At 72.5% G+C, this 24,282-nt stretch carries 20 protein-coding genes; 7 read left to right on the forward strand and 13 right to left on the reverse strand.

Going from position 1 to position 24,282, the window contains the following annotated elements; translation table 11 throughout:
• Positions 1–231 precede the first annotated feature (231 nt).
• The gene (locus ACZ4V1_RS30340) at positions 232–597 is read left to right on the forward strand and encodes a cupin domain-containing protein (RefSeq protein WP_468342391.1); all 366 of its coding nucleotides are present in this window, start codon (positions 232–234) and stop codon (positions 595–597) included.
• Positions 598–1,019: 422 nt separating this feature from the next.
• Here the strand turns inward: ACZ4V1_RS30340 and ACZ4V1_RS30345 are convergent, their stop codons facing one another.
• The 7 genes from ACZ4V1_RS30345 to ACZ4V1_RS30375 all read right to left on the reverse strand — a co-directional run bounded on the left by ACZ4V1_RS30345 (position 1,020) and on the right by ACZ4V1_RS30375 (position 7,262).
• Positions 1,020–2,228 (reverse strand): MFS transporter, encoded by a 1,209-nt coding sequence (locus tag ACZ4V1_RS30345; protein WP_468342393.1) that lies wholly within the window; start codon positions 2,226–2,228, stop codon positions 1,020–1,022.
• Positions 2,229–2,294: 66 nt separating this feature from the next.
• Positions 2,295–2,705: a MerR family transcriptional regulator gene (locus tag ACZ4V1_RS30350; RefSeq protein ID WP_468342395.1), complete on the reverse strand. Its 411-nt coding sequence runs from the start codon at positions 2,703–2,705 to the stop codon at positions 2,295–2,297.
• A 178-nt stretch (positions 2,706–2,883) separates the two neighbouring features.
• A complete protein-coding gene (locus ACZ4V1_RS30355; RefSeq protein ID WP_468342398.1) occupies positions 2,884–3,744 on the reverse strand; it encodes an RICIN domain-containing protein in 861 nt (286 codons plus the stop codon).
• Between the two features lie 238 nt (positions 3,745–3,982).
• The gene (locus tag ACZ4V1_RS30360) at positions 3,983–4,501 is read right to left on the reverse strand and encodes a nitroreductase/quinone reductase family protein (protein WP_468342401.1); all 519 of its coding nucleotides are present in this window, start codon (positions 4,499–4,501) and stop codon (positions 3,983–3,985) included.
• Positions 4,498–5,607 (reverse strand): SDR family NAD(P)-dependent oxidoreductase, encoded by a 1,110-nt coding sequence (locus ACZ4V1_RS30365; RefSeq protein ID WP_468342404.1) that lies wholly within the window; start codon positions 5,605–5,607, stop codon positions 4,498–4,500. Before ACZ4V1_RS30365 ends, ACZ4V1_RS30360 begins: the two co-directional genes overlap by 4 nt.
• 219 nt (positions 5,608–5,826) lie before the next feature.
• Complete coding sequence (locus ACZ4V1_RS30370; RefSeq protein WP_468342407.1) at positions 5,827–6,657, reverse strand: hypothetical protein; 831 nt, start codon at positions 6,655–6,657, stop codon at positions 5,827–5,829.
• Positions 6,654–7,262: an ATP-binding cassette domain-containing protein gene (locus tag ACZ4V1_RS30375; RefSeq protein ID WP_468342410.1), complete on the reverse strand. Its 609-nt coding sequence runs from the start codon at positions 7,260–7,262 to the stop codon at positions 6,654–6,656. Before ACZ4V1_RS30375 ends, ACZ4V1_RS30370 begins: the two co-directional genes overlap by 4 nt.
• Before the next feature lie 158 nt (positions 7,263–7,420).
• Between ACZ4V1_RS30375 and ACZ4V1_RS30380 the strand changes: the two genes are divergently transcribed.
• The 5 genes from ACZ4V1_RS30380 (at position 7,421) to ACZ4V1_RS30400 (ending at position 10,448) form a co-directional block, all read left to right on the forward strand.
• Entirely contained in the window at positions 7,421–8,020 is a 600-nt protein-coding gene (locus tag ACZ4V1_RS30380) for a phosphatase PAP2 family protein (protein ID WP_468342413.1), read from the forward strand.
• A 224-nt stretch (positions 8,021–8,244) separates the two neighbouring features.
• Positions 8,245–9,111, forward strand: a complete 867-nt coding sequence (locus ACZ4V1_RS30385; protein WP_468342416.1) for a GNAT family N-acetyltransferase — start codon at positions 8,245–8,247, stop codon at positions 9,109–9,111.
• A 303-nt stretch (positions 9,112–9,414) separates the two neighbouring features.
• A complete protein-coding gene (locus tag ACZ4V1_RS30390; protein WP_468342419.1) occupies positions 9,415–9,717 on the forward strand; it encodes a hypothetical protein in 303 nt (100 codons plus the stop codon).
• A gap of 124 nt (positions 9,718–9,841) precedes the next feature.
• A complete protein-coding gene (locus ACZ4V1_RS30395; protein WP_468342422.1) occupies positions 9,842–9,988 on the forward strand; it encodes a hypothetical protein in 147 nt (48 codons plus the stop codon).
• Between the two features lie 217 nt (positions 9,989–10,205).
• Positions 10,206–10,448: a DUF6411 family protein gene (locus tag ACZ4V1_RS30400; RefSeq protein ID WP_079159948.1), complete on the forward strand. Its 243-nt coding sequence runs from the start codon at positions 10,206–10,208 to the stop codon at positions 10,446–10,448.
• Between the two features lie 127 nt (positions 10,449–10,575).
• Here ACZ4V1_RS30400 and ACZ4V1_RS30405 read toward each other — a convergent pair whose 3' ends face one another.
• Genes ACZ4V1_RS30405 through ACZ4V1_RS30430 form a run of 6 tightly spaced genes read right to left on the reverse strand, consistent with a single transcriptional unit; the run spans position 10,576 to position 16,603 of the window.
• Positions 10,576–11,805 carry a beta-ketoacyl-[acyl-carrier-protein] synthase family protein gene (locus ACZ4V1_RS30405; protein WP_468342427.1) on the reverse strand — a complete coding sequence of 410 codons (1,230 nt, stop codon included), beginning with the start codon at positions 11,803–11,805 and terminating at the stop codon, positions 10,576–10,578.
• On the reverse strand, positions 11,802–12,062 hold the full coding sequence (locus tag ACZ4V1_RS30410; protein WP_468342430.1) for an acyl carrier protein: 261 nt from the start codon (positions 12,060–12,062) through the stop codon (positions 11,802–11,804). Before ACZ4V1_RS30410 ends, ACZ4V1_RS30405 begins: the two co-directional genes overlap by 4 nt.
• Entirely contained in the window at positions 12,026–13,066 is a 1,041-nt protein-coding gene (locus ACZ4V1_RS30415; RefSeq protein WP_468342433.1) for an NAD-dependent epimerase/dehydratase family protein, read from the reverse strand. The genes ACZ4V1_RS30410 and ACZ4V1_RS30415 overlap by 37 nt, the downstream gene beginning before the upstream one ends.
• The gene (locus tag ACZ4V1_RS30420; RefSeq protein ID WP_468342436.1) at positions 13,063–14,640 is read right to left on the reverse strand and encodes an AMP-binding protein; all 1,578 of its coding nucleotides are present in this window, start codon (positions 14,638–14,640) and stop codon (positions 13,063–13,065) included. The genes ACZ4V1_RS30415 and ACZ4V1_RS30420 overlap by 4 nt, the downstream gene beginning before the upstream one ends.
• Positions 14,637–15,578, reverse strand: coding sequence for an alpha/beta fold hydrolase (locus ACZ4V1_RS30425; RefSeq protein ID WP_468342439.1), 942 nt, complete (start codon positions 15,576–15,578; stop codon positions 14,637–14,639). Before ACZ4V1_RS30425 ends, ACZ4V1_RS30420 begins: the two co-directional genes overlap by 4 nt.
• On the reverse strand, positions 15,575–16,603 hold the full coding sequence (locus ACZ4V1_RS30430; protein WP_468342442.1) for a 3-oxoacyl-ACP synthase III family protein: 1,029 nt from the start codon (positions 16,601–16,603) through the stop codon (positions 15,575–15,577). The genes ACZ4V1_RS30425 and ACZ4V1_RS30430 overlap by 4 nt, the downstream gene beginning before the upstream one ends.
• A 157-nt stretch (positions 16,604–16,760) precedes the next feature.
• On the opposite strand from ACZ4V1_RS30430, the gene ACZ4V1_RS30435 reads away from it, so the two are divergent.
• Positions 16,761–24,137, forward strand: coding sequence for an SDR family NAD(P)-dependent oxidoreductase (locus tag ACZ4V1_RS30435; protein WP_468342445.1), 7,377 nt, complete (start codon positions 16,761–16,763; stop codon positions 24,135–24,137).
• Positions 24,138–24,282: the final 145 nt, after the last annotated feature.

Below are 24,282 nucleotides of genomic sequence, written 5' to 3' on the forward strand. Positions count from 1 at the left end.
TCGGCTTCCGTGCCCGGGCCGGTCGGACAGGGGCGAGGTTTGAGGCGGCTCGTCGCCGCCGCCCGATGGGCCCCGTTGCCGGCGGTTACCGTAAGTGACGGGCGCCGCCCTCTGTCGCGGTGACGTCTTGCGGTCCGAACCCGGACTCGACCGAGCTTGCCGGTCACCTGGTCGGCAGGATGGAAGGGGCGCAGGATGGAAGGGGGCGGAGGAAGAGAGGAGTGGTTCGCGATGACCGCAACGACGCGCGGTGAGACCCCGGTAGTGATCGAAGGCGGCGGTGTGGAGCTGCGCATGAGGGACGTCGGCGGAAACATGACCGCGGCCTTCGCCCACCTCCCCAAGGGCGCCGACATGGGGCCGGTCTGCAAAGGGCTCCCCGACGACCTGTGCCAGTGCCCGCACTGGGGATATCTACTCAAGGGCAGCCTGAGGATGCGGACGCGGCACGGAGATGAGATTTACCAGGAGGGGCAGGCTTTCTACTGGCCCCCCGGCCACGCACCTGAGGCGCTGGAGGACTGCGAGTATGTGGATTTCTCGCCGACAAAGGAGTTTCACGACGTCGTCGAGCACATCAAGGTCCAGATGAGCTGAGCCCGGCCGAGGCGGATGAGCCCGCCGATGGCGTGCTCCATGCCGGTGCCGGATACCCGAGCGAGTGGAGCAGGTAAGAAGGCCGCCTGGCATCGTTCACGTTGGCGACGGCGGTCGAGTGCGTTTCGGCGGCAGTTGGTGATCTCACTGTCGAAAGATGTTGCTGCCTCATGTGGTGGACACGCTGACCACCGCCACCCGCTCTGCGCGCGGGTCGTCGGCGGCCCCGACCGAGCAGACGGAATGATCCGTGACGGGCTTCCGCCTGTACCTCGACGGGAGAGTCGTACACCTGGATTTCCGGGTCCCTGGCCGCAGCCGGGCCCGGCTCGCGGAGCTGTTCGCCCCTGTCCCTGACCCTGTCCCTGTCCCTGCCCCTGACCCTGACCGAACTTCGGCCTACTCTGTCATGGCCCGTGGCTTCAGGCGCTCGTTGCCCGTGAGCCGACCGGCTTTCCCGTCACACCGTGCGTGTGTGGCGATGAGGGGGACAAGAGGAAAGCGAGTGCCATCAGCGCGGCGGCAGCCAAGGGAACGTAGACCACGCCGAGTGTCCCCACGACCGCCCCGCCCGCAGCGGCGGCGACGCCCGTGCCGAGGTAGAGCGCGGAGATGTTCAGCGACAGCGCCGTCATCCCGGCAGAAGGACCGGCGGCAGTCAAGATGCTGCCCTGCACCGGTGGGGTAAGGGCCCAGGCGAAGAAGGCCCAACAGGCAATCACCGCAGCCAGCACGTATCGATCGCCGATGCCGCTCAAGACCAGCCCGGCGGCCAGCGCGAGCGAGAGGGCGTGGCCCGCGAGGACTCGACGCAGGCTTCGCTGCGAGCCCCAGGCATCTGCTGCTCGCCCCGACGACAGGGCTCCGGCGAGGCCGGCGGCACCGACGAGGAACAGCACGAACGACAGCAGGCCGTAGGAGCCGCCGGCGACCTCGGACGTGTACGGCCCGAGGTAGGTGTAGAACATCAGGCCGCCGCTCGCCGCCAGGAACGTCACGGCCACCAGGCGGAGTACAGCACGATTGCGAAGTGGCGCCAGGCGTTCCCGCAGCGGAGCCACCGCGCCACCGGGCACGGGCGGCGCGGTGGCCAGCAGGCCTCCAGCCGCGACTGCCCCGACCGCGGCGATCGTCCAGAACGTCGCGCGCCACCCGAAGGCCCCGCCCAGCCACGAACCCAACGGCACTCCACTGAACAGCGCGGCGGTCATCCCGGCCGTCACGACCCCCAGGTACCGGCCCTGCGCCCCATCTGGGGCGCCGGCCGCTGCCGTGGCGAACGCCGCCGAGGCCACCGCCGCCGCACACAAGGCAGCCGCGACACGCGCACCCATCAGGAACCAGTAGCCGGGGGCGAGTGCTGCCGCCGCGTTGGCCAGGACGAACAGCAAGAGACCGACGACCAGCACCGTCCGCTTCGCGAAGCGTTCGCAGACCAAGGACAACGTGGGTGCGCCGACGGCATAGACCACGGCGAACACGGTCACCAGTTGCCCGGCGGCGGCAACGCTCACCTCCAGGTCGTCGGCGACGGCGGGCAGCACGCCGGCGATGACGAATTCGTCGGTGGCCGTGGCAAGCAGGGTCAGGAACAGGATGCACAACCAGCCCGGCAGAGCAGCTCTTTTCATCGGTCTCCTACCTCCGTGGAACGCGGTACGTCCGTCGCACGCTAGGTAGTGACACCGGTGTCAAGGTCAAGCGCTGGAGCGCAGCAGCCGCGCGAAGCCTTCCGTGTCGGCCGCTTCGGCCCGCAGGCGGGCGATGCGCTCCACGAGTTCGGTCCGGTGCCGCTGGAGTTCTGCTGCCTTGGCCTCCACGATGGCCAGGCGCTGCTCGTACATGGTGAGGACTTCGTCGGGGCCGCTGTTGCAGGCCAGGAATTCCTCGGTCTTCATGTCCAGGCAGGGCGCCACCACGCGGATGTCCTCCGCCGTGAGCCCGGCTCCGAGCAGTTCCCGAACGTTCAGGACCCGATTGACCGCTCGCGTGTCGTACTCCCGCCAGCCCTTGCTCGTCCGTGCCGCTTCCAGCAGGCCTTGCTGCTCGTAATAGCGAATCGAGCGGCGGCTTGCGCCAGTGCGCTCGGACAGCTCCCCGATCTGCATGATCCCTCCTCGTAACGTCAGGCCCACGGTACGTGGGCCCCGCAACTCGGAGGGTGGCCGTTCGCAGGCGTTCGGCCGCCATGGCCAGGCTGTGCCGCAGGTCAGTCGCGGGTCTCGGAGTACCGGCCGCCGTCCCCTGGCCCGGACGCGGGTGCGGGGGACGGCGGCGACCGTCAGGTCAGGCGGGGGTGAACTGCTTCCAGGCCTGGGCGCCGGTGCCGTTGCACTCGTGGATCTGGACCCGGACCCCGTTGGCGAAGTCCGCGTAGGGCACGTCCAGGCACTTGCCGGACTGGGGGTTGGTGAAGGCGACCGGGGTGGGCTGGTCGTAGCGCCACTGCTGGGCGCCGGTGCCGTTGCACGTGTAGATCTGCACCTTGGTGCCGTTGGCGGTCCCCCCGTCGGCCACGTCCAAGCACTTGCCGGAGTTCGGGTTCACCAAGGTGCCCTCGGGCGTGGTCTCCCAGATCTGGCCCAGGGAGCCGTTGCAGTCCCACAACTGCACCGGCGTGGCGTTCTCCTTGGCGGCGCCGCTCACGTCCAAGCAGTGTGCGCCGCCATCGGGGCTGTAGGTGAATCGGGTGGGCGTGGCCGCCGGGCCGGTCACGGTGAACGTGCACCATGCGGACCAGGCGGACGGGCCGTCGGGGCCCTCGGCGCGGATCCGCCACTGGTAGTCACCCGGGGTGAAGGTGCTGGTGGGGAGCTGGACGTCCCATCCGTGGCCGAGCGGCCCCGTACTGACCGGGATTGTCCGGAACGGCTGTTCGCCCAGGCGCGCGAGTTCCAGCGTCCCGCCCAGGTCGGGCTGGGGGTCCAGGCCCTTGACCGAGGCGGCGAACAGTGGTCCGAACGTGTTCGCCGTGCTGAACGTCGGCTGCGGCTGACGGCCACAGAGCTGGAAGCCCGCGTAGGGGCCGTCGGAGATCCGCAACGTCTCGGGCACATCGGTCGTCGTGGCCGCCGACGCGGCTGCCGGAACGCCAAGGAAGGCGGCCAGGCCCAGAGCCGCGGTGACCGCGGAACGTATCCCTCTCAAGTTCACTCCATCGAAGATCAAATATTCGGCCGTCGAGAAGTGCACACCATGGACACCCGTGTGTCAGTTGTGGCGGCGCCCGCGTAAGAGTTCCGTCATCTCTTCGGATCAGCCGCGCAGCGCCGAGGTGAACAGGCACGACACGCGCGACGCGTCCTGATCGCCCCGCAGCCCGGTGAACGTCTCCGTCCGTGCCCGCTCGGCCCTCAACACCCCGGCCATACGCCAAAGGTGCCGCTCAGGTCACCGGAAGCCGTCCGACAACGGTGAGGGTGAAGACCCGGATATCGCGTCGGCTGTGGTGGGCGTAGTCGTCGAAGCAGGGCATCCAGGCGATGATGCGGTCTCGGACCGCTTGCTGTTCTTGGGGAGTCAGCAGACGCGCCCGTACCGACAGAGAAGTGCCTCGCCAGTCGATCGTGGCGTGCGGTTCACGCAGTAGGTGATGGGACCAGGAGGGGTGCCGGGGCCGACCGAAGTTGGTCGCCATGACGATGAAGGTGTCGGCGGCGGTCCGGCCGGCCAGGAGCGGCGTGGCGCAGGCAGTGCCGTCACGGCGGGTGGTGTGGAGGACGAGGACGGGAGCCAGCAGTCGGCTGGGCATCCAGCAGCCCGTGGTCCACCGGTGGAATCGCCGGTCCAGGCGGGGCAGCAGATGTGGGCCCCAGCGGCGCAGGATCCGGCTGTTACCGACCTTGCGCAGGAACCGCTGCCGGCCTCTGGCGAACCGCTCTGCGATCGGCCACGGTGCCGTCACGAGTGTGCCCCCCTCTGATCGGGCCACCTCGGTGAAGCCGGGAACGGGTGACCGGTCAGTCGTTGGGACAGACGCCACAACTGCTCGGCGGCACGGTCGTCATGGGCACGCTGCGCGGCCCGTACACGTACCGGAGTGCCGGACCATTCCCAGCGACCGCCTGGACCGAAGAAGTCTCCGCCGACGGCATGGGGGTCGGTTGCGGCTCTCAGGAGTGGCCAGGCCGCCTGGGACGGAGAGTGCCATTGTCTTTGCCACCACTCCAGCAGCCGGGCCTCAAGGTGACGGCCGTCGGTGTGCAGAGCGCGGGAGCCCAAGGTGGTGTCGGCCAGGCCAGGATGGGCGGCAACCGCCCGTAGCGGCAGCTCACAGGCTTGCGCCCACGCCGCGAGCCCGTGAGTGAACAGCAGGTTCGCCGCTTTGGAGTCGAAATAGGCCCGCCAGCGGTGGTAGCGCCGGGGCCGGTGCGGACGGTCGACCCTGCACCGGCCCAGCCAGTGCAGGACGGAAGACACGTTCACCACGCGGGGCTGCGACGCGCCCAGCAGAGCGGGCAGCAGGTGGCCGGTCAGAGCGAAGTGACCGAGGTGGTTCACGGCGAAGTGCATCTCGAACCCGGCCGGGGAACGGGTGTACGGCAATGCGGCCACGCCGGCGTTGTTGACCAGCAGGTCCAGCCGCCCTCCCACGAGGTGCGTGATCTGTTCGGCGGCCTCGCGTACCTGATCGAGCCGAGCCAGGTCACACATGACGCTGTTCACCCGTGCCGCGGTGACGCGCCGGCGTAAAGCGTCAGCGGACGCGCGGCCTTGGGAGGAGGACGGGCACAGGATGATTACGTGCGCTCTGTGCCGGGCCAGGTGTTCGGCCGCTGCCGCGCCGATGCCGCAGGAGGAGCCCGTCACCACTGCCGCCTGTCCGGAGAGATCGCCGGCCTCCGCGGGTGTCCACGAGCCTTGCCGGCTCCGCCAGCGCCGCCACGGGCCAGGAATACCGGCACCATCGCCTCCGGTCAGGCGGGTGCGCCTCTCTTCGCCGTTCTCCACACGTGGTGTAACGACCGGCTGCCCGGGCAAGGAACGGCTCCCGCCCACCGGGCACGGCACCGCCCGCGTACCGCAGGTCCTGCCTCTGTACGGGTGCGGGCCGGGCGACCGGACAACCGTGCCGCCGGCCGCACCTGCCTGGCGTCTGCCGTCCGAGAGCGCGATGGCGATGGCGGCTGGAGAGCGGTGACGCCGACACGCCTGTGACGCCGCCCGGCGAGGGGAGATGCAGTGGAACGCGGAGGCAGGGGCAGGCGCAGGAGGTGGCGGCCCGCACGGTCAACCGGTGCCGTTCCGCTTGGCCCTTGAGCCGGTTCCCAGGTGCAGGGTGGCCGGGGACGACGTGGTGATGGACTGGCCGTAATGACGGGTGCGTACGCAGAAGATGAGCAGGGCGAAGAGGCTGGTCGCCGCGAACCAGGGAAGGGCCCGGACCGCGCAGGAGACGGCGCCTGCGTGCGTGAACGAGGCGGCCAGGGCTGCCTGTGCGGGCCCGTACAGCGGCAAGGCGCTCAGCCACGCCTGGTCCCCGGCAGGGTTGGAGACCGGGCTTTGCATCCCGACATCGATCAGCGTGGCCATCACCACGACGAAGAACCCCTCCAGCTCGCCCCGTAGCAGGTATCCGGCCATGACGCCCAGTCCTCCGTAGGCGAGGATCGCGGCCGCTACGGCGGTGGCGACCGCCCCGGGCTGGGTCAGCGGCCAGGACAGCCACAGCAGCCCGGTGGTGTAACAGGCGAGCAGGACCGTGACGAGGAGCAGGGCGACGATCCTGGCGGCCAGCAACTGCAGCCGGGGATAGCCGGCCAGGACCAGGCGCATGTCGATGTCCCGGGCGCTGAACGTGGCCATGAACATCATGAAACCGGCGATCACCGTCACGGCGTGCAGAGCACTGGAGACCTGGATGGTGCGGTTCATCGACGCGGTGACCTCGACGCCCAGTGCGCTGCTGAACGTGATGTCGTCGTCCAGGGCCGTCGCGCGGACCAGGTAGATCCATGTCGGGATGAAGAAGGCAATCATGATCATCGCGAGGCGGTTGCGCAGGTGACCGGTCAGCGTGAATCCGAGAGCCACCGTGAAGGCGGTCCACTGATGTCTCATCGTGGTGCTCCCGCCCGGTACAGGCGGCCGTCGCGCAGATGGTGGACGGAGTCGAAGTGATGCTGGTCGTGCAGCAGGTGTGACACCACCACCACCGAACGCCCGCGGCTGCGCAGCCGGTCTGCCAGCTGCCAGAAGCGCTGGTGCGTGTCCCAGTCGAACCCCTGGTAGGGCTCATCGAGCACCAGCAGCGGCGGGTCGTGCATCAGCGCCAAGGTCAGATTGAGTTTCTGCCGGGTACCGCCACTGAGCTCGCCCGCCCGAGTACCCCGCTCCGCGGTGAAACCGAGAAGGTCCACCAGTTCCCAGGCCGCGTCCAACCGCGGCAGCCGGTAGGCAACCTGGAACAACCGCAGATGCTGGGCAACCGTGAGCGTGTCGTTGACCACCGCCTGCTGCGGGCAGTACCCCAGCGCGCTGAAACGCCGCACGGTGCCCCGGTCCGGCACGAGCTGCCCCACCGCGATACGCATCAGCGTGCTCTTGCCCGAACCGTTCTCTCCCACCACGCCGGCGAGTACGCCGGCCGACACAGCGAGATCAGCACCGCGCAGCACCGCCCGTCTGCCGTACGCCTTGTGTACGGCCGCCATGTGCAGCCGCATGTCTGGTGCCATCTCGCTCTGTCTCTCGCCGCCGGTGCACGAACAACGTCTCCTCGGGTCAACGAGAGAGGAAGGCACACGGAAACGTACAGTTCGCCAGGCAGACGTTCGGCCCCTTCACGACGTGCACTTCGGCGTGGCCGTCTCGTTCACCTGTCATGGCGATGATCACCACGGGTACCTGCCAGACGAACCTGGCGCGGCAGCTGAGCCTGTACTTCGCTCCTCCCGTCCTGCCGGTGGTTGCCGGTAGCGCGGTCGGCTGGGGTACCACCTGGCCCTACTTCGACGGTCTTCTGTGGGGGCTGTGCGGCGGTGGTTCCTGGGCGCTGCTGTGTGCGGCCGTGGCGTTCGCAGGTGCCCGCCTGGGGTGGTGGCCGACCCACGTCCCTTCCGAGCGCAGACCCCGTCTGATGCTGCTGGGCGCGAGCGCCGTCGCCGCAGCAGCCGTATGGATGGTCTGTGGACGCCTGGGAGCCCCGCCCCCGTTGCTGGCGGTGGGCGGCACCGCCCCGCTGTTGGCCGGGCTCCTCCTCGCGTCCACCTGGGCCACCAACGTCTCCCTCCACACCAGTGCGGCAGCCGCCAGCGTCACTCTCCTCACCCTGGAACTCGGGACGGTGTGGGCTCTGCTCTATCCGCTCGTCGCGGCGATTGGCTGGTCCCGCCTGCACCTGCGGGCCCACACGCCCACCCAAGTCCTCACGGGCACCGCACTGGGCACGGTATGCGTCGTCCTGACCTGCTCCAGCCTCTGAGGGGCACAGCAGCCGGCGCTGTCCCGAGGACCGGGCTCCGCGCACAGCAGCCCGGGACGGCCCGGCTCACGACCGGCTGCGCACCGCCCTGAACGACGCCCATGCCATCCCCGTGCTGCCCCGCAGGCCCCGGCGCCGAGCCGTTGATGTCGGGCCCGGCCGTAGTCGCGAGGCAGTGACGCGGTTCCCCTACTCGTAGTCGAGGAGATCCGGGAGCATGAAGGATGCTCCCGGATGACTGGCTCCTCACCCAAGACGTCGACGACTTTCTCACCCGAGCCGGGGACTTCCTGTGCTCGAGCCCAGCCCTGCACAACACGCCGCTGACGGACATCGAGAAATTGCGGATACGCGGGGCGGCCGAACACGACGCCGACGCCCCCGTCTTCGGCCGACTGGAGGCAGGAGGCGAGATCCACGCGATCTTCTATCTCACTCCGCGCGGCCGCCTGGGCCTCACCCCCCTCTCTGCCGGACGGACGGACACCCTCGCCGCTCATCTGGCCGGCCTCGGGCACTCACCGGCCAACGTCATTGCGGACCGCTACACCGCCGGCGCTTTCGCCGCGTCCTGGGAGCGGCACACGAGCGCAGCCTCCGAACTCTTCTGGCGGACGCATCTCTACCGTCTCGGTACGCTCACCCCACCGCAGACGCGCCCAGAGGGCCAGGGACGCCTCACGGGCGGGCAGGACCGTGAGCAAGTCGTGCGCTGGTGCCGCGAGTTCTGTGTCGACGTCGGGGAGCAGCGCTCCATCGTCTTGATCGACGCCGGCTCCTGGGACGAGTCGCGTTTCGGCGACAGGCACTTCACGTTCTGGGAGACCCCGGACGGCACCCCGGTCTCGATGGCGGCCACGACCTCGATCGTCGGCGGCATGGTCCGGGTGGACCCCGTCTACACCCCGGCCGCCCTTCGGGGCCGCGGCTACGCGGGCGCGGTGACCGTCGAGGCGAGCCGGGCAGCCCTGGCCGCGGGCGCGACGGACATCGTCCTGTTCACGGACCCGGACAACGCCACCAGCAATGCCCTCTACCAGCGCGTCGGGTACGTCCACGTCGCCGACTTCGCCGGGTACGAGTTCTCCTGAGGCTTCGAGTGGTGGGCGGGCGGCTACGAAGCCGTCCACCACACGCCCTCCATCCGACGCGGGGCGGTGCCACATGTCGCGGTACCGCTTGGCCGCAGCGAGCAGGGAGCGCGGCTCCGCCACCAGAGCGGCCAGGCTCTGGGCCCCGCCGGTTGCTGCCGACATGCGTAGGGCGAGCACCATGTGGGTGGCCGGCGCGTCGGCGAGCCGCGCGGCCCGCGCCGAACCGACCGGGTATCACAGGTCCGCAGCGGACCAGAGCGGTGGTAAGTGCCGCGCCGTGCGCGGGGTACACGGGTCGGCATGACATCGAGGACCGAGAACCACACACCCCTCGCGGTCGCGCCGCGGCTACGCCAACTGCATCGGATCCGGGCCTTCTACGCAGCAGGCAGCTGCCTGTGGACCGTGACGGCGGCCTGGACCTGGTGGGAATCCCCCGGAAGCAGGCAGATGTGGGCGTCCGTCCTTCTGCTGAGTGTCTTCAGCGGCCTGCTGCTCACGACCTCACTGTGGGTGCGCCGCCTGGAACACGCCGGTACGAATCGGCCCGTCCATCACGCCGCGCCCCGCACGGTGGGCAGGGCGCAGCACGCACGTCCCTGAGCCCGTACCGGTGCCGGCCGTCCACTTCGCCGAGAGGACGCGCATGACGCCCCGTTGTGGCTCTCGAAACCCGCTGCCTTGGGCTGGACCCGGAAACCGGTGGGGCCCATGGGTCTACGCAACGATGCTCTGCCTCAGCATCGGCATGCTGGTGTGGCGAGTGGTCGAGGGGGAGGCCCCGGGCCGCGTCGTCGGACCGCTCCTCCTGGTGGTGACCTGGTCCTGCCTGCTGACCGCCAACCTGACCGCACGGCGAAGGCGCAGTTCCTGACTGCGCCGCGCAGCCTCTGGATGCCCGTGTGACGGGCGACTGGCAGGCGGACCGCGCACCGGAGCCCACGCCCGCCGAGGGTTCGGTGCGCCCCTGCCGGGGGCCGGCGCCGCGGCCGAGCGAACGCCGGGTGACTCACGCGCGTGCGCCGTCTCTCCAGGGGCACGAGGAAGTGCACGGACAAGAGTCCGAGGCCCGGAGTGAGGAGAGACACGACATGGTCATCGCAGGCATCATCGTCCTCTGCGTCGTACTGGCGGTACTCGCCTTTCTGCTACCCCGGCTGTCACGGCGCCCCCAGAGCGGTGCGCAGCGCACCATGGGCGTCGGTTCCCGGGCCGGATCCAAGGCTCCGGGCCCGTTGGGACGATTGTTCAGCAAGCCTTTCCGGTCCAGTTCGCGAGCTCTGGGACGCAGTGGTTCCGCAGGACGCCGGGCCAGGGGCCGCTTGCCGTTCTGACCTCGGAGCACGAGTGTGCCGGTGAGGGTGGGCGGCCCGATGGGGAGGCGCCGGCCGACGCCCTGCCGAGACGACTTCCGGCTGCGCAGCGCGACTGCCAGCCGCTGCTGGCCGGTCGCCGAGCCGGTCAGGAGGCCCTGGCCAGAGCAAGGACGACGTTGTGTCCGCCGAAGCCGAAGGAGTGGCTGACGGCGATACGGACGTCCTGTCGGCGGGGCTCCTTGGTGACGCAGTCGATGTCGAACCCCGGAGCCGGGGCCGCCAGGTTCGCGACCGGCGGCACCGTGCCGTGCTGAAGGGTGAGCACGGTCAGCGCCGCCTCCACGGCGCCCGCCGCGCCCAGGCTGTGGCCGAGCACGCCCTTGGGCGCGGTGACACTGGGGCGGTGCGGCAGCACCCGGGCGATCAGGGCCGACTCGGCGGCGTCGTTGGCCGGTGTGGAGGTGCCGTGGGCGTTGACGTGGTCGACGTCGTGCGGAGCCAGACCCGCGTCCGCCAGGGCGGTGCGCAGGGCCGCCTCCGCGCCCCGGCCGTCAGGGGCGGGCGCGGTGGGGTGGTGGGCGTCCGAGGTGCTGCCGCAGCCCACCAGCAGGGCGCGGACACGGGCACCGCGGGCGGTCGCGTCCGCGGTCCGCTCCAGTACCAGGACGCCGGCGCCCTCCGCCAGGACGAAGCCGTCACGGTCGGCGGCGAAGGGCCGCGACGCGCCGGCGACCGCGTCGGTGCGCCGGGACAGCGCGCCGGCGCGCCAGAAGCCCGCGGCGGCCAGCGGGGTGACGGCGGCTTCGGTGGCTCCGGCCACCGCGATGTCGCACCGGCCGGCGGCGAGGAGGTCACGGGCGACGGCGACGGCGGTGGCGCCGGAGGCACAGGCGGTGGCCGGGGCGAGGCCGGGACCGCGGGCCCCGAGGTCGATGGAGACCTCCCCGGCCGCCATGTTCGGGATGATCTGGGGGATGGTGAGCGCGGAGACCATGTCGGCGCCCCGTTCCGCCAGCCGCCTGGCCTGTTCCTCGCGCACCGCGTCCGCTCCCAGCCCGCAGCCGATGACGACGGCGACCCGGCCGCCGTCCCACGTCCGGGCATCGACGCCCGCGTCGTGCACCGCCTCGCGGGCGGCGAGCACCGCCAGCACGGCGTTGTGCGACATGCGCCAGGCGGTGCGGCCGACGCGCCGGTCCAGGTCGTCGCGGCACAGCGGGACGCGGCAGGAGAAGTCCACGGGAAGGCCGGCCAGCGCCGGATCGTGCGCGGCCGCGGTGCCCGCGCCGCGGCGGACCGTGTCCCAGGTGGCGCCGGTGTTCTCCCCGGCGGGGGTGATCAGGCCGAGGCCGGTGACGGCGACGGGCGCGGTCACGAGGAGGCCACCGCTCCGGTGCCACCCGCGCGCAACGTGTCCAGGTGGTCGACGACCTGTGCGACGGTCGTGCTCCGGGAGGCGTACGCGCTGTCGACCTTCACCCCGAAGCGCTCGTGCACGATGAGCACCAGCTCCGTCAGGGCCAGCGAGTCCAGGTCCAGTTGCTCCAGCGTGAGGTCGGGCCGGATCTCGTCCTCGGGGACGCGGAAGGCGCTGCTCAGGATGGAGCGGATGGCGTCGTAGGTGTCCGGCACGGTGTCTCCTCGCTGTCGCTCGGGGTGGAGAGGGCGAGCTCCGCGATACCTTCGTCGAATCCGACCGGCGGTGCGAAGCCCAGGTCGCGGCGGGCCGCGGTGAGGTCGAAGTAGTGCGGATGCAGCAGCTCCGCGACCAGGAAGCGGCTCAGGGCGTGGGTACGGGTACTGCGTGCCGCGCGCAGGAGCGTGTCGCCGACCGCGGCCCCGGCGGTGGCGAGCCGGGGCGGTACGGCGCACCAGCGGGCGTCGACGCCGGCGGCCCGCAGGAAGTGCCGGGTGATCTCGCGCAGCGGACGCGGGTCGCCCTGGCCGATGAAGTAGGCGCGGCCGCCCGCCGTCTCCGCCGACTGCCGCAGACTGTCCAGGGCGAGCAGATGGGCGTGGGCGGCGGTTCGGACATGGGTGGTGTCGACGAGGTTGCCGCCGTCACCGGGCATCAGCAGGCGGCCGGCCCACACGGCGCGCGCGAGAGCGGGGGCGAAATGGGGGTCGCCGGGCCCCCAGACGATGTGCGGGCGCAGCGAGACGGTGGCCAGCTCCGGGCCGTGGGCCGCCAGCACCAGGGCCTCGGCGCGGGCCTTGGTGGCGGGGTAGGCGGCCAGGTGACGGGGAGCGATGGGAAGGCTCTCGGTGACCCCCTCCCGGCCGCCGGGCCGGAAGACGACGCTGGCGGTCGAGGTGTAGAGGAGCGTGCGCACGCCGTGGGCGCGGCACTGCTCGATCACATGGCGGGTGCCGACGACATTGGTGGCCCAGTAGGGCCGCGGAGGGCCGCTGACGCCGGCCAGGGCGGCGTTGTGGATGACGGCGTCGCACCCGGCGACGGCACGGGAGACCGCGGCGGCATCGGCGAGGTCGCCCAGGTGCTGGTGGACACCCAGCCGTCGCAGCGCGCTGCTGGGGCGGCGGTTGAGGGAGGAGACGACGTCGCCGCGTGCGCTCAACCGACGGCACATCTCCAGACCCAGGAAGCCGCTCCCTCCGGTGACCAGTACCTTCATCGAACCCTCCCGCGCAGGCGCTTGGCGGCCCAGCCGGCCAGTCGCATGCGGTCGATCTTGGAGTTGTGCCGGGGGTCGGTGGGGAAGGCGGTACGGATCAGCACGGCGCCGACGCGGTGCCCGTCCGGGTGGTTCTTCAGAACGGCGCGGACAGCCTCCAGGGCGGAGGCGCGGGGGGTGGAGGGCCGGGGTTCCACGCAGAGCACGGGCAGTTGGCACACGGCCGTGCCGACGCCGACGAGGGCGGTGCGCCGGATGCCGGGGGCGGTGTCCGCCGCGGCCTCGATGTCCTCGGTGGTCAGGGTGAAGCCGGTGCCGGTGACCAGGTGGGCCTTGCGGCCCAGGAACCACAGCCGGTCCTCGTCGTCGAGCCGGCCCAGGTCCCCGGTGCGGTGCAGCACACCGTGGTCGGTGTCGCGCTTGGTGGTGGCGTCGGCGTCGGGACGCGCGTGGTAGGCGGGGCTGACGGTGGGGCCGGTGACGGCGATCTCGCCGAGCCCGGTCGCGTCGGCGTCCAGGATCCGCGCGCGGACGCCGGGCAGCGGCCGGCCCAGGCAGGTCCCCGAGTGCCCGGCGGGCGGCGCGGTGCGCGAGGTCCGCAGGTCGTGGTCACCGATCGCGGACACCGGCAGGCACTCCGTGGCGCCGTACACGCTGAGGATCTCGGCGTCGTCCGGCACGGCCTCGCGCAGGGCGTCGGCGAGACCTACGCGCAGCGGGGCTCCGAAGGACAGGATCTGCCGGACCGAGGGCAGGGTGACGCCGTGGCGGGCGCAGTGACGGGCGATCAGGGTGAGGACGGCGGGGGAGGCCAGGACGATGCTCGCCCGGTGTTCCCGAATGGGCCCGACGAGTTCCTCCGGCGACGTGCGGGCCGGGGCCAGGTGGTTCACCGCCGGGGCGACGGTGGCCAGGCCCAGCAGCGGACCGAGCAGCGCGACCGGCAGGAATCCGGCGAGGAGCACGTCGTCGGGCCGGGGGCCCATCAGTGCCGCCAGAGCGTCGAGCTGCCCGGCCAGGGTGGAGTGGCGGTACTCCGCGCCCTTGGGCCGTCCCGTGGACCCGGACGTGAAGGCGATGAGGGCCGGTTCGTCGCCGTCGGGCTCACGCACCTGCGGGGGCGAAGTGCCGCCGGCCGGCGTCCGGGTGACCAGTCGCCGTCCCACGGGCAGCGGCGCGGACCCGGTGACCAGGGCGGTCCGGACGTGGGGGCGGCCCCAGCCCAGCGCCCGGCGCCCCAAGTGGGCCAGCGGCTCGCCGATGAAGACGTCCGGGGTGATGTCCTGGAGGCAGCGGCCCACCTCGGCGCGCGGTTCGATCAGCACGGGTACGGCGCCCAGAAGGACCAGTGCGTACGAGACGGCGGTGAGATCGTGGGCGTCGCGGGTCATCACGACGGCCTTGTGGCCGGGCCGGACCCCCGCGTCGCGCAGGTCCTGGGCGATGCGGCGGCAGTGGCGCACCAGCTCGCCGCGACGGGTCGTCCGCGAGGTTCCGTTACGGCCTTCCACGAGGGCGACGGCGTCGGGCCGCTCGGCCAGGCGCCCGGCGATGTCCGCGGCGGTCGTGGTCATGGGGCTCCCTGGAGGAAGGCACGGATGTGGCCGCCCAGTTCGTCCGCGGCGTCCTCCATGACGAAGTGCCCGGCGCTGGGGAAGCGGTGGACGACGGCCTGCGGGCACCGGCGCACCCACTCCCGAAGCAGGTCCGGAGTGAACACGGGATCGCGCATGCCCCACCCGACGAGCAGGGGCAGGTCCGCCAGGACGGCCCCGGCGCCGGGGGGTTCGAGCAGGTGCCACGCGGGGTCCGCGGTGCCGCGGGGGATCGCGCGTACGGCGTCGGTGACCGCCCGGCGCTCCGCACGGCGGGCGTAGGGCCGTAGGTAGGCCCGCCGCTCGGCCGGGAGCAGCGGGTGGTGGACTCCGGCCCGTACGGCGACGCGGGCGAAGGCGTTGGTGGCGTGGACGAACGCGGCGACCGGCCGGTGATCACGGACCCAGCGCAGGTAGAACGGCAGCCGGAAACCGTCCGGGAAGGGGAAGGCCACGGTGTTGCAGACGACCAGCCGGGCCACGACGCCCGGGTTGCGCAGCGCCCAGGCGGTACCGAGCGGGCCGCCCCAGTCGTGCAGGACGAACGTCCAGCCGCGCTCGGGCAGGCCCTCGTTCCGCACCAGGTGACGGTGGAGGCTGTCCAGGCCTTCCAGCTGGGCCTCGTAGGGGTCGGGCACGCCGTCCGCCGGCCGCAGGTGCCGGGACAGCCCGAAGCCCGGCAGGTCGGGGGCCAGACAGCGGGCGTGCGGGGCGAGCCGGTGCAGCAGCTTGCGCCAGACGTAGCTCCACGACGGGTTGCCGTGCAGGAACAGCACGGGCCGGCCGGAGCCGAGGTCGACGTAGTGCTGGCCGGTGAGCGGCACCCGCCGCCAGTGGCGGGGCGCGGGGTAGCCCGGCATCAGCCGTTCCAGTGCGGCGGCATCCGGTGCCGGGGCGTGCCCGGCTCGTGCGGTCACCACCGGACGAGCGCCAGACCGAAGCTGAAACCACTGGCCAGACCGATCATCGCCACCAGGTCCCCGCTCTCGATGCGGTCGGCCTCCCGCGCCTTGGCCAGTTGCAGGGGCAGGGAGGCCGCCGCACAGTTCCCGTGCTCGGCCACCGCGGGCATGCACCGGTCCTCGGGCAGGGAGAAGGTGTCGATCACCTCGCGGTACTGCGGCATGGCGATCTGATGGAAGGCGATGAAGGAGAAGGCGCCGGCCTGCGCCGCCCGGAGCTCGTCCCCGGCGGCGTCCATGATCCGGGGGAGCACGTCGAGCGCGCTCTGCCGCAGGTCCCCGTTCAGACGCAGGGTGGTGTGGTCGTCGTGGACGGAGAGGTGGTGCATGCTTCCGCCGCCGGCCACCGTGCAGGCCTCCCAGGCGGGGGAGTTGCTGACGAACCGGAGGGACAGGATGCCGGGATCGCCGTCACCCGCGGGGCCGGCGGTGAGCACCATCGCGGCACCGGCGTCCGAGGCCGTGTAGCCGGGCAGTGCCCTGAGCAGGTCCTCTCGGTGGGGGAGGTGCCAGCGGGTGGCCAGGGTGGAGGGTTCACCGCAGGCGATGAGGACCGTGCCGTAGCGGCCGGTCTCGATGAACGACGCGGCCACCTCCATGCCGTTGAGGAAGCTGTTGCAGGCGTTCTTGACGTCGAACACCGGGCAGGAGGCACCCAGTTTGGTGGCCACGAGGTGGGCGGTCGCGGGTTCGATCAGGTCCTGCGAGGTCGAGGCGAACAGCAGCAGATCCACGTCGCCGATCTTCAGACCGGCTTCGCCGAGCGCGCTGCGGGCGGCCGCCACGGCGAGGTCGGAGGAGTTCTCGCCGTCCTCGTGGACATGGACCCCGCGCACACCGGTGAGATCCTCCAGCAGACCGGGCGGCGGAGCGTAGCCACCCGTCTCGGTGATCTTGACGCGGGTTTCGTCCAAGGTCCGGTAACCGGACGGAAGATGAGCGGAGACGGCGGCGACACGGGCACGGATGGCTTCGGGCACCGGGCCACCGTAACCGTTGCGAATCCGGCATGGCGTATGAGTAATGACATTCACTACAACGAGTGCTGTGTCCAGGATTCGTCCACTCGTCGCCCGCTCCATCCCCTTCAATCCGCACGAAGGCCACTGATCGGCGTGAAGGGGCGGAGACTTGGCGATGCAGCAGCTTGAACGGGCCGTGGCGGTGGTGGGCGTGGGATGTCGGCTCCCCGGAGGCATCACCGATCTGGACGGCCTGTGGGCCGTGCTGCGCGACGGGCGCGACATGGTCGGCGAGATGCCCGCCGACCGGCTGCCCCGCGACCGGACCGTCGACCCGGGAGGCGTGCGGCCGGGCCGCAGCTACACCGCCGCCGGCGGCTTTCTCGAGGACGTCGCCTCGTTCGACGCCGCCTACTTCGGTATGTCACCCGCGGAGGCCCGGCACATCGACCCGCAACAGCGGCTGCTGCTGGAGATGGCCGCCGAGGCACTGGACGACGCCGCCATCCCCGCCGAATCCCTGGCCGGATCGGACACCTGCGTGTACGTGGGCGTCTCCGACCCCGGATACGGCGTGAACCTGTCCATGATGCAGGACCACACGAGCCCGCACACCATGCCCGGCGCCACCCTGTCCATCACGGCGAACCGGATGTCGTACGCCTTCGACCTGCGCGGGCCGAGCATGGCCGTGGACACGGCCTGCTCCTCCGCCCTGGTCGCCCTGGACCGGGCCTGCCGCACCCTGCGCGAGGGCCCGGGCCGCGTCGCCCTGGTCGGCGGCGTCAACGTGCTGTCCAACCCCTACTCCTTCGCCGGATTCTCCTACGCGGGCATGCTGTCGCGCCGCGGACGCTGCGCGGCGTTCTCCGCCGACGCCGACGGGTTCGTCCGGGCGGAGGGCGGCGCGGTGCTCGTCCTCAAGCGCCTCACGGACGCGGTGGCGGACGGCGACCGCGTCCACGCCGTACTGGCCGCCACCGGCAACAACACCGACGGCCGCAGCACCGGAATGATCGTGCCCAGCGCCGAGACCCAGGAGGCGCTGCTGCACACGGTCTACGCGGAGGCCGGGATCGACGCGGACGACCTGGTCTACGTCGAGGCCCACGGCACCGGCACCCAGGCCGGCGACCCGGCGGAGGCCGAGGCCATCGGCCGGGCCCTGGGCCGGCGCCGCAGCCGCGGACCGCTGCCGATCGGCTCGGTGAAGACGAACATCGGCCACCTGGAACCCGCCGCCGGAATGGCCGGCCTGCTCAAGGCGATCCTGGTCCTGCGCCACCGGCTGGTACCGGCCTCCCTGCACGCCCTTCCCCTCAATCCCCGCATCGACTTCGACGGCCTGGGACTGGCCCCCGCCGTCGACCCCGTCCCGCTGGACCCGGGGCAGCGGGCGGCCGTCGGAGTGAGCGCCTTCGGCTTCGGCGGAGCCAACGCCCACGCCGTCGTCGTACAGCCGCCCACCGCCCGGCAGCCCGAGCCGGACCCGGCGCCGGACGGGCGCCCGCTGCCACTCGTCGTCTCCGCCCGCTCCGCCAAGGCGCTGAAGCAGATGACCGCCCGCATGGCGGAGCGGCTGCGGAACACCGAGCCGGCGGACTTCTACGACGTGGCCCACACCAGCACCGTACGGCGCACCGCGCACCCGCACCGTGCCGCCGTACTGGCCGCCGACCCGCAAGAGGCCGCTCGGCAGTTGGGCCTGCTCACGGCCGCGGAGCCCGCGAGCGGGGCCATGGTGCGCGCCGGCGAGCGGGACGGGACCGCGTTCGTGTTCTCCGGCAACGCCTCCCAGTGGCCCGGCATGGCAGCCGACCTGCTGCGGGGCGAACCGGTCTTCCGCGAGGCCGTCCACGAGGCCGACGCGGCCCTCGCACCCCACCTGGGCTGGTCGGTGACCAAGGAACTGGCCCGCCCGTCCCCCCGGACATGGCAGCGCACCGAGGTGGCCCAGCCCGCCCTCTTCGCCGTGCAGGCGGGCCTCACCGCGCTGCTGGCCTCGCACGGGGTGCGCCCGCGGGCGGTGACCGGACACAGCGTCGGCGAGGTCGCCGCCGCCCTCGCCGCCGGGATCCTCACCCTGGAACAGGCCGCGCTGGTGATCGCCGAACGCAGCCGCACCCAGGGCGCCACGGCGGGCCGGGGCCGGATGGCCGCCGTCGGCCTGTCCGAGGCCCAGGCACGCGAGGAACTGCTCCGCCACGACGGCGCACTGGAGATCGCGGGGATCAACAGCGACCGGGACGTCACCGTCGCCGGGGACGCCGACACGCTCGCGGCCTGGGGAGCCGAACTGACCGGCCGCGGCGTCTTCTTCCGCGAACTGGACCTCGACTACGCTTTCCACAGCCGGGTCATGGACCCCATCAGGAAGCCGCTGCTCGACGCCCTCGACGGACTCGAACCCGCCCCGGCCCGCATCCCGTTCGTCTCCACCGTCGCCGGCACCCCGCTGGACGGGCCCGAACTCGACGCCGCGTACTGGTGGCGCAACGTCCGCGAGCCCGTACGGTTCGCCGAGGCCGCCGCCCACCTCGCCACCGAGCACGCCGGCGTCCTGGTCGAGATCGGACCGCACCCGGTGCTGCGCCCCTATCTGCGCCACACCGGCGCCCGCTGCGTCCCCACCCTGCACCGCGACGGGGACGGCCTCCGCGAGACCGCGGCGGCCGTCGCCGCCGCACTCGCCGCCGACACCGCGACCGACTGGCGGCACCACTTCCCCCGCCCCGGCCGGGTGGTCGACCTGCCCGCCTACGCGTGGCAGCACGAGCGGCACTGGCACGGCACCGCACAGGACCTGGTCGCCCACACCAGCGGCAGCGGCCTGCTGGACCATCCGCTGGTGGGCGAGCGGATGCCCGCCCCGCACCCCGTCTGGCACGGCGCCGTCGAGCCGCAACTGGTGCCCTGGCTGGGCGACCACAGGATCGGCGGCGACGTCCTCATGCCGGCCGCCGCCTACGTGGAGATGGCTTTGAGTGCCGGTCGCCGGGCCATGGACCGCCCGGTCGAGGTACGGCACCTGGAGATCGGCCGCCCACTGTCCCTGCGGTGGCCGGACCCGACGCCGGTCGCCCTGCAGACCGCGGTCACCCCCGACGACGGCGCCGTGACCGTCAGCGTCCGTGAGGAACACGGCGGTGAGTGCCTGCCCGTGGTACGCGCACAGGTCCGCAGCCTGCTCGGCACGGCACCGGCCCCGCTCGACGTCGGCGCGCTCCGGGCACGCTGCGACCGGAGCGTCGACGGCCCGGGCTTCTACCGCATGTGCCACGGCATCGGTCTGCACTGCGGACCGGACTTCCAGCTCATCGACCGCGTCGACACCGGCGACGGAGAGGCGCTGGTGAGCTACCGGCTGGAGCACCCCGCCGACGCCTACACCGCCCACCCGGTCCTGCTCGACGCGCCGTTGCAGGCCACCGTGGCCCTCGCCGAGGCGCGGGGGGAGTCCGCCGCGTTCCTCCCGACCGTGTTCGGCGCCGTACGCGTGTGGCGCACCCCCGCGCCCACCGGCGTCGTCCACCTGCGCCGCCGCAGCCGCAGCGCCAACGAGATGTGCTGGGACATCACCTACGCCGACCCCGACGGCACGGTCACCGTCGAGATCGACGGCTGCCGCACCCGCCGGGCACACCTCGCCGGACACACCCCGCTGACCGTCCAGCGCACCGTCCTGAGGGCCGCCCCCCACCCGGATGCCGCCGCCCCGCCCTCCCCGCTTCCCCCGCCCACCGAGGTGGCGTCCGCGGCCGAGCCGCGCATCGCCGCCGCGCGCACCGCCCTGGACGACGGCGGCCACCACCGGTTCACCGCGGCCGCCGAGCAGGCCGGTGCCCACTGCTGGGCCGCGACGCTGCGCGGCCTTCTCGCCGACCCGGCGGCCCCGTTCTCGATGGACGACCTGGTGGCCGGGGGCCTCCAGCCCCAACACCGGCGGCTCGCCCGGCTGATGCTGCCCCTGCTGGCCGAGCACGGTCTCGCCCGGAAGGCAGGGCAGACCTGGGGACTGACCGGCACGGAGACCCACGCCGAGGCCCTGCTGCGCGGCCTGGTCGAGGACCACCCCGCGTACGGCGCCGAGACACTGCTCCTCAACAGGCACCTGCGCCGGCTGCCCGACGTGGTGCGGGGACACGCCGACGCACGCGAACTGCTTCCGGCCGGGGACAGCACCTACGAGCAACTCCACGAGTCCGGCCCCGCCCACCGCTTCACCCACCGTGCCGTGCAGGCCCTGCTCGGTGACATCGTCGCCCGCTGGCCCGCCGACCGCCCGCTGCGCGTCCTCGAGTTCTGCGCGACCACCACCGCCCTGACGGCCGCGGTCCTGCCCGTGCTGCCGGCCGACCGGACCCGCTACACCTGCACCGCACCCACCGGCAGCACCCTCACCCGCGCCGAACACCGCTTCTCGGCCCACGACTTCGTCGACTACCGGACTCTGAACCCGAACGCCGACCCGGCCGACCAGGGCCTGCCCCGGGGCGGATTCGACCTCGTCCTCGCGGGCGACGCCCTGCACACCACCACCGACCTGGCCGCGACCCTGCGCCGGCTGCACGGCATGCTGGCCCCCGGCGGACACCTGCTGGCCACCGAACCGCACCACGCCTCGCTCCAGGCTCTGCTGTACGGCACGCTGAACGACTTCTGGGAGCGCGGGGACCACACCCTGCGTCCCATGTCCCGCATCCTCGCCCGGGACCGGTGGGCACCGCTGCTGCACCGGTGCGGCTTCTCCGGCGTGGCGCAGACCGGGCCCGAGGACCGCTCCGTCCTCCTCGCCGCGGCGGACCCCGGCCAGGCGGTGGCCACCACCGGCACAGCGCGGCCGGTTCCGGGCACCACCTGGGTGATCGCCGCCGAGGACGGCACCGAGACGGCGACCGCGCGAACTCTGGCCGCCCGCCTCGGGAAGGCCACCGTGATCCCCGCGCCCGACGAGGCCGCCGCCTGGAAGGCGGCCCTGCCCACGGACCCCGATCCGCGCGTCGTCCTGCTGCTCGCCGCACCCGGCCCGCACGAGACCGTCACGCTGACCACCACCCGCCGCGCGGCCCTCCTGCGCTCCCTGGCCACCGCCTGCGACGGCCTGAAGGGCGGAACCAGCCCGCAGGTATGGCTCGTCACCCGCCCGACCGGCCTCTTTCCGGCCCCGGAACAGCCGACGCACCCGGTGGACGCGGCCGTCTGGGCGGCCTGCCGCACCCTCGCCAACGAGCGCCCGGACCTGCGCCTGCGCCGCCTGTCCTGCCACCGCACCGGTGACGCCGACACCGACGCCCGCCGCCTGGCCGGCGAACTCCTCGCATCCGGCGACGACGACCGGAGCGCCCGGGAGGACGAGATCGTCCTCACCGCACGGGGCCGATTCGTGCCCCGGCAGGTACAGCACCCGGTGGACGAACCCCCGGGCGTCCCCGCCGGTACGCCGTTCATTCTGGAAGCCCGTGACCCGGGCCTGCACCGGCGGCTCGTCTGGCGGCAGGCAGACGCCCCCGAGCCCGGGCCGGGCGAGGTGGTACTGGAGATGCGGGCCGTGGCCCTGAACTACCGCGACCCCATGCGGGCCAACGGCCTGCTGCCGCCCGAGGCGGTGGAGAACAGTCCGCTCGGCCGTGGACTGGGCACCGACGGTGCCGGCATCGTGCGTGCCGTGGGAGCGGGGGTGGCGGACCTGAAGCCCGGCGACCGGGTCTGCGGCCTCGTGCCCGCCGCACTCGCCTCGCACGCCACGACCCCCGCCTTCGCCGTCGTCCGCGTCCCCGACGAGATGGGCTTCACGGAGGCGGCGACCTTCCCCGTCGCCTTCCTGACCGTCCACCACACCCTGGTCGAACAGGCCCGTCTCGGCGCCGGGGAGACCGTGCTCGTCCACGGCGGAGCCGGAGCGGTGGGCCTGGCCGTCCTGCAGTGCGCCCGCCGGCAGGGCGCCCGCGTCATCGCCACCGCCGGCACGGAGACCAAACGCGACCTGCTGCGCACGCTCGGCGTCGAGCACGTACTCGACTCCCGCAGCCTGGACTTCGTCCCCCGGGTGCGGGAGCTGACCGGTGGCCGGGGCGTGGACGTCGTGGTGAACTCCCTCAGCGGCGAGGCCATCGCCCAGGGCCTGGACCTCCTGCGCCCCAACGGCCGCTTCATCGAGCTCGGCAAGAGGGACATCTTCCTCAACAACCCGATCACCCTGCGCCCCTTCCACCGCAGTCTCACCTTCATCGGCTTCAACCTCGACGCCGTCGTGGACGACCCGGCCCTGCGAACCCGGCTCGTCGGGGACTTCGCGGCGGCGGTCGGCTCCCGCACCTACCGGCCCCTGCCCCACACGGCCTATCCCGCCGCCCGTGTCGACGAGGCCTTCCACCTCTTGCAGCACTCCCGGCACACCGGCAAGGTCGTCGTCACCTTCGACCCCCTGGACGAACCCGTCCCCGTCGAACCCGCACCCGGCTCCCTCCGCCTCGACGGCGAGGGCACCTACCTGATCACCGGTGGACTGAGCGGGCTCGGTGCCGCCACCGCCCACCTGCTGGCCGACCGCGGGGCCCGGCACCTGGCCCTGCTCTCCCGCAGCGGACCCGACGCCCCCGGTGCGCACACCCTGCTCCGGAAACTCACCGACCGCGGTGTGCGGGCCACCGCGCACGCTGCCGACGTCACCGACGAAGCGGCACTGCGCCGGGTCCTCGACGCCGTGGACGCCACCGGGCACCCCCTGCGGGGCATCGTGCACGCGGCGATGCACATGGACGACGCGGTGCTGTCCGACCTCACCGACGACCGGTTCGCCGCCGTACTGGCGCCCAAGGCGGCGGGCGCGGCCCTGCTGGACCACCTCACCACCGACCGCGACCTGGACCTGTTCCTCGCGTACTCGTCCGTCTCCGCCGGTATCGGAAACCCGGGACAGTCCGCCTACGCGGCGGCCAACGCCTACCTGGAGGCCCTCACCCGGGCCCGGCGCGGCACCGGCCGGACGGGTACGGCACTGGCCTGGGGGCCGATCGGCGAAACCGGCTACGTCGCCCGCAGCGGCATGGCGGCCACCATGGCCGGACGCGGCCTCGAACTGCTCACCCCCACCGAGGTCCTGACCACCGCCGACCGCCTCCTGGCCGCCGGCACCGACGTCGCCGGAGCGGGCCGCTACCGCTGGGGGACCGCTCGTCATCTGCTGCCCGCCCTGGCCACCCCCCGGTTCGCCCCGCTGGCCCCGGCGTCCTCCGCGGCATCCCCGGACGCCCGTAACGAGCTCCTGAACGCGCTGGCGGATCTCCCGGCGGACGAGGCGGTACGCAAGATCACCGACGCGATCACCCAGCTCCTCGCCGGTGTCCTGCAAACCGACCCGGCCGATCTCGACCCCACGCTCAATGTCACCGACTTCGGACTGGACTCGCTGCTGGGGATGCAGTTCCTGATGCAGGCCCGGGATTTGTTCGACATCCGCCTCGGACCGGCCGACCTGGCCACCGGGCGCACCCTGGCCCACTTCGCCCGTCTGGTCCACCAGCGGCTGGACCTGGGCGCCGCCGAGCGGTAAATGGACGCAAGGCGGGTGTCCGCCGTGCCGGGCACCCCGGCGCGGCGGACACCCGCCAGAGCTCCCGACGGCGATCCAGGTCTGGGGCTCAGAGGTGCCAGGTGCTCACAGCGACGTACGGTGGTCCGAGCGGCAGTGGAGCGCC

Source organism: Streptomyces sp. NPDC028991 (assembly GCF_055564775.1).

Bases quoted from the DNA above. Each gene is read 5' to 3' on its own strand.
- ACZ4V1_RS30370 (WP_468342407.1), bottom strand. From the start codon at position 6,657: ATGAGACATCAGTGGACCGCCTTCACGGTGGCTCTCGGATTCACGCTG.
- ACZ4V1_RS30395 (WP_468342422.1), top strand. From the start codon at position 9,842: ATGCTCTGCCTCAGCATCGGCATGCTGGTGTGGCGAGTGGTCGAGGGG.
- ACZ4V1_RS30345 (WP_468342393.1), bottom strand. From the start codon at position 2,228: ATGAAAAGAGCTGCTCTGCCGGGCTGGTTGTGCATCCTGTTCCTGACC.
- ACZ4V1_RS30340 (WP_468342391.1), top strand. From the start codon at position 232: ATGACCGCAACGACGCGCGGTGAGACCCCGGTAGTGATCGAAGGCGGC.
- ACZ4V1_RS30435 (WP_468342445.1), top strand. From the start codon at position 16,761: ATGCAGCAGCTTGAACGGGCCGTGGCGGTGGTGGGCGTGGGATGTCGG.
- ACZ4V1_RS30385 (WP_468342416.1), top strand. From the start codon at position 8,245: ATGCTCCCGGATGACTGGCTCCTCACCCAAGACGTCGACGACTTTCTC.
- ACZ4V1_RS30375 (WP_468342410.1), bottom strand. From the start codon at position 7,262: ATGCGGCTGCACATGGCGGCCGTACACAAGGCGTACGGCAGACGGGCG.
- ACZ4V1_RS30415 (WP_468342433.1), bottom strand. From the start codon at position 13,066: ATGAAGGTACTGGTCACCGGAGGGAGCGGCTTCCTGGGTCTGGAGATG.
- ACZ4V1_RS30350 (WP_468342395.1), bottom strand. From the start codon at position 2,705: ATGCAGATCGGGGAGCTGTCCGAGCGCACTGGCGCAAGCCGCCGCTCG.
- ACZ4V1_RS30420 (WP_468342436.1), bottom strand. From the start codon at position 14,640: ATGACCACGACCGCCGCGGACATCGCCGGGCGCCTGGCCGAGCGGCCC.
- ACZ4V1_RS30400 (WP_079159948.1), top strand. From the start codon at position 10,206: ATGGTCATCGCAGGCATCATCGTCCTCTGCGTCGTACTGGCGGTACTC.
- ACZ4V1_RS30390 (WP_468342419.1), top strand. From the start codon at position 9,415: ATGACATCGAGGACCGAGAACCACACACCCCTCGCGGTCGCGCCGCGG.
- ACZ4V1_RS30380 (WP_468342413.1), top strand. From the start codon at position 7,421: ATGGCGATGATCACCACGGGTACCTGCCAGACGAACCTGGCGCGGCAG.